Here is a 4,240-nt window from a genome sequence, read left to right on the forward strand (position 1 = left end):
ATAGCTTCACAGTCTCCCACCTATCCTACACAAACCGAACCGAACACCAATACCAAGCTATAGTGAAGGTCCCGGGGTCTTTTCGTCCTGCCGCGCGTAACGAGCATCTTTACTCGTACTGCAATTTCACCGGGCCTGTGGTTGAGACAGCAGGGAAGTCGTTACGCCATTCGTGCAGGTCGGAACTTACCCGACAAGGAATTTCGCTACCTTAGGATGGTTATAGTTACCACCGCCGTTTACTGGGGCTTAAATTCTCCGCTTCGGCTTTAACACCTAACAGGTCCTCTTAACCTTCCAGCACCGGGCAGGCGTCAGTCCGTATACCTCAACTTCCACGTCTTCGCACGGACCTGTGTTTTTAATAAACAGTCGCTTCCCTCTATTCTCTGCGACCACCACCAGCTCCAGGAGTCAATCCCTTCACCAGCAGTGGCCCCCCTTCTCCCGAAGTTACGGGGGCATTTTGCCGAGTTCCTTAACCACAGTTCACCCGAACGCCTTAGTATTCTCTACCTGACCACCTGTGTCGGTTTAGGGTACGGGCCGTTCACACACTCGCTAGAGGCTTTTCTCGACAGCACAGGATCACCAACATCAGCACACAGTGCCTACGCATCACGTCTCAGACACATGGGATGCGGATTTGCCTACACCCCGTCCTACACGCTTACACCACAATCCAATAAATGGCTCGGCTACCTCACTGCGTCACCCCATCACTTGACTACTACAGCTCAGGCCCCACGCACGCCCACAACCATCACCCAAAAGGTGATGCGCCGTGTTTGTGGATGGTTAGTATCACTGCCTCACCATGGAACGCACATGAACGGGTACGGGAATATCAACCCGTTATCCATCGACTACGCCTGACGGCCTCGCCTTAGGCCCCGACTCACCCTGGGAAGACGAACTTGACCCAGGAACCCTTAGTCATCCGGCGGATGAGATTCTCACTCATCAATTCGTTACTCATGCCTGCATTCTCACTCGCACACACTCCACACCCGGTCACCCGGACGCTTCCCCGCATGCACGACGCTCCCCTACCCAATAATAAATTATTGCCGCGGCTTCGGCGGTGTACTTGAGCCCCACTACATTGTCGGCGCAGAACCACTCGACCAGTGAGCTATTACGCACTCTTTCAAGGATGGCTGCTTCTAAGCCAACCTCCTGGCTGTCGTCGCGATCCCACATCCTTTTCCACTTAGTACACCCTTAGGGGCCTTAACCGGCGATCTGGGCTGTTTCCCTCTCGACTATGAAGCTTATCCCCCACAGTCTCACTGCTGCGCTAACTTACACCGGCATTCGGAGTTTGGCTGATGTTGCTAAGATGATAGTCCCGCTCAACCAACCAGTAGCTCTACCTCCGGCAAGCACCACACAACGCTGCACCTAAATGCATTTCGGGGAGAACCAGCTATCACGGAGTTTGATTGGCCTTTCACCCCTACCCACAACTCATCCCCTCAGTTTTCAACCTAAGTGGGTTCGCGCCTCCACGACGTCTTACCATCGCTTCACACTGGCCATGGGTAGATCACCCCGCTTCGGGTCCAGGACATGCCACTACAACACACTCGTTAGTATTCGCTTTCGCTACGACTACCCCACAACACGGGTTAACCTCGCGACATGCCGCTGACTCGCAGGCTCATTCTTCCAAAGGCACGCCATCACACCCCACAGGATGCTCTGACGGATTGTAAGCACACGGTTTCAGGTACTATTTCACTCCCCTCCCGGGGTACTTTTCACCATTCCCTCACGGTACTATCCGCTATCGGTCACACTGAGTATTCAGGCTTACCGGGTGGTCCCGGCAGATTCACAGCAGATTCCACGAGCCCGCTGCTACTCGGGGACATGGTCAACACCACCACATGCGTCTTCACGTACAGGACTCTCACCTACTCCGGTGGGCCATCCCAAACCACTTCCGCTAACACACATGATCATGCACCGGTCTTGGTGGAACCAGTCAGACCACACCCCACAACACCCAACACGCAACCCCCACCAGGTATCACACGCATCAGGTTTAGCCACACATCCGCGTTCGCTCGCCACTACTAACGGAATCACTCTTGTTTTCTTCTCCTACGGGTACTGAGATGTTTCACTTCCCCGCGTAACCCCCACACAGACTATGAATTCACCTGCGGGTGACCACCCATAACAGTGGCCGGGTTTCCCCATTCGGACATCCTCGGATCAACGCTTAGTTGGCAACTCCCCGAGGCATAACGCAGCCTCTCACGTCCTTCATCGGCTCAGCATGCCAAGGCATCCACCGTGTGCCCTTAAAACAAACACACAAACACACACCACCCACCCCAACCGGGGCGGCGGCATGGTCAAAAAACTCACAACAAGAATAAAGATGCTCGCGTCCACTATACAGTTCTCACACAACACACCCCCACCAGCACCACCTGAGCCCCCACAGGGACCAGACACCACCAGCCAAGGTCAGCTACCAGGAACAAAAGATGTTGTCCCAGACACCCAACAGCATGCCATCCACCCCCACCACCACCGGCAGCAGGTCATCTCATGTTCACCGTCATCAGGGTCATCTCCACGCCGATTAACTTCTGTCAGCGGGTCAACACATGTGACCCCCACCAACAACCCCCACCCCCCACGCAACTGCGCGGCCACGGGCAGGGAACTTAAAGCTCCTTAGAAAGGAGGTGATCCAGCCGCACCTTCCGGTACGGCTACCTTGTTACGACTTCGTCCCAATCGCCGATCCCACCTTCGACAGCTCCCCCCACAAGGGTTGGGCCACTGGCTTCGGGTGTTACCAACTTTCATGACGTGACGGGCGGTGTGTACAAGGCCCGGGAACGTATTCACCGCAGCGTTGCTGATCTGCGATTACTAGCGACTCCGACTTCATGGGGTCGAGTTGCAGACCCCAATCCGAACTGAGGCCGGCTTTCACAGGATTGGCTCACCCTCACGGGTTCGCGACCTACTGTACCGACCATTGTAGCATGTGTGAAGCCCTGGACATAAGGGGCATGATGATTTGACGTCATCCCCACCTTCCTCCGAGTTGACCCCGGCAGTCTCTCATGAGTCCCCACCACAACGTGCTGGCAACATAAGACAAGGGTTGCGCTCGTTACGGGACTTAACCCAACATCTCACGACACGAGCTGACGACAACCATGCACCACCTGTACACCGGCCACAAGGGAAGACGCATCTCTGCGCCGGTCCGGTGTATGTCAAGCCCAGGTAAGGTTCTTCGCGTTGCATCGAATTAATCCACATGCTCCGCCGCTTGTGCGGGCCCCCGTCAATTCCTTTGAGTTTTAGCCTTGCGGCCGTACTCCCCAGGCGGGGCGCTTAATGCGTTAGCTACGGCACAGAAGACGTGGAAGTCCCCTACACCTAGCGCCCACCGTTTACGGCATGGACTACCAGGGTATCTAATCCTGTTCGCTACCCATGCTTTCGCTCCTCAGCGTCAGTTACTGCCCAGAGACCTGCCTTCGCCATCGGTGTTCCTCCTGATATCTGCGCATTTCACCGCTACACCAGGAATTCCAGTCTCCCCTACAGCACTCAAGTTATGCCCGTATCGCCTGCACGCCCGGAGTTAAGCCCCGGAATTTCACAGACGACGCGACAAACCACCTACGAGCTCTTTACGCCCAGTAATTCCGGACAACGCTCGCACCCTACGTATTACCGCGGCTGCTGGCACGTAGTTAGCCGGTGCTTCTTATCCAGGTACCGTCACCTCACGGCTTCGTCCCTGGCGAAAGGAGTTTACAACCCGAAGGCCGTCATCCCCCACGCGGCGTCGCTGCATCAGGCTTCCGCCCATTGTGCAAGATTCCCCACTGCTGCCTCCCGTAGGAGTCTGGGCCGTATCTCAGTCCCAATGTGGCCGTCCACCCTCTCAGGCCGGCTACCCGTCGACGCCTTGGTAGGCCATTACCCCACCAACCAGCTGATAGGCCGCGAGCTCATCCTGCACCGATAAATCTTTCCACCACACCACCTACGATGCGGTCCTATCCGGTATTAGACCCAGTTTCCCAGGCTTATCCCGAAGTGCAGGGCAGATCACCCACGTGTTACTCACCCGTTCGCCACTCGAGTACCCGCAAGCGGGCCTTTCCGTTCGACTTGCATGTGTTAAGCACGCCGCCAGCGTTCGTCCTGAGCCAGGATCAAACTCTCCACAAAAGAACCACCCCACAACAAGGGG

The 4,240-nt window shown here is 56.0% G+C and carries 2 rRNA genes; both read right to left on the minus strand.

The features are described from left to right. Positions 1-2,326: ribosomal RNA gene (locus ACQCVD_RS15365) — 23S ribosomal RNA — on the minus strand; the annotation flags it as partial. A 372-nt stretch (positions 2,327-2,698) separates the two neighbouring features. Next, positions 2,699-4,218, minus strand: a 16S ribosomal RNA gene (locus tag ACQCVD_RS15370). Positions 4,219-4,240: the final 22 nt, after the last annotated feature.

This window comes from Corynebacterium halotolerans, assembly GCF_050107895.1.
Classification (GTDB): domain Bacteria; phylum Actinomycetota; class Actinomycetes; order Mycobacteriales; family Mycobacteriaceae; genus Corynebacterium; species Corynebacterium halotolerans_B.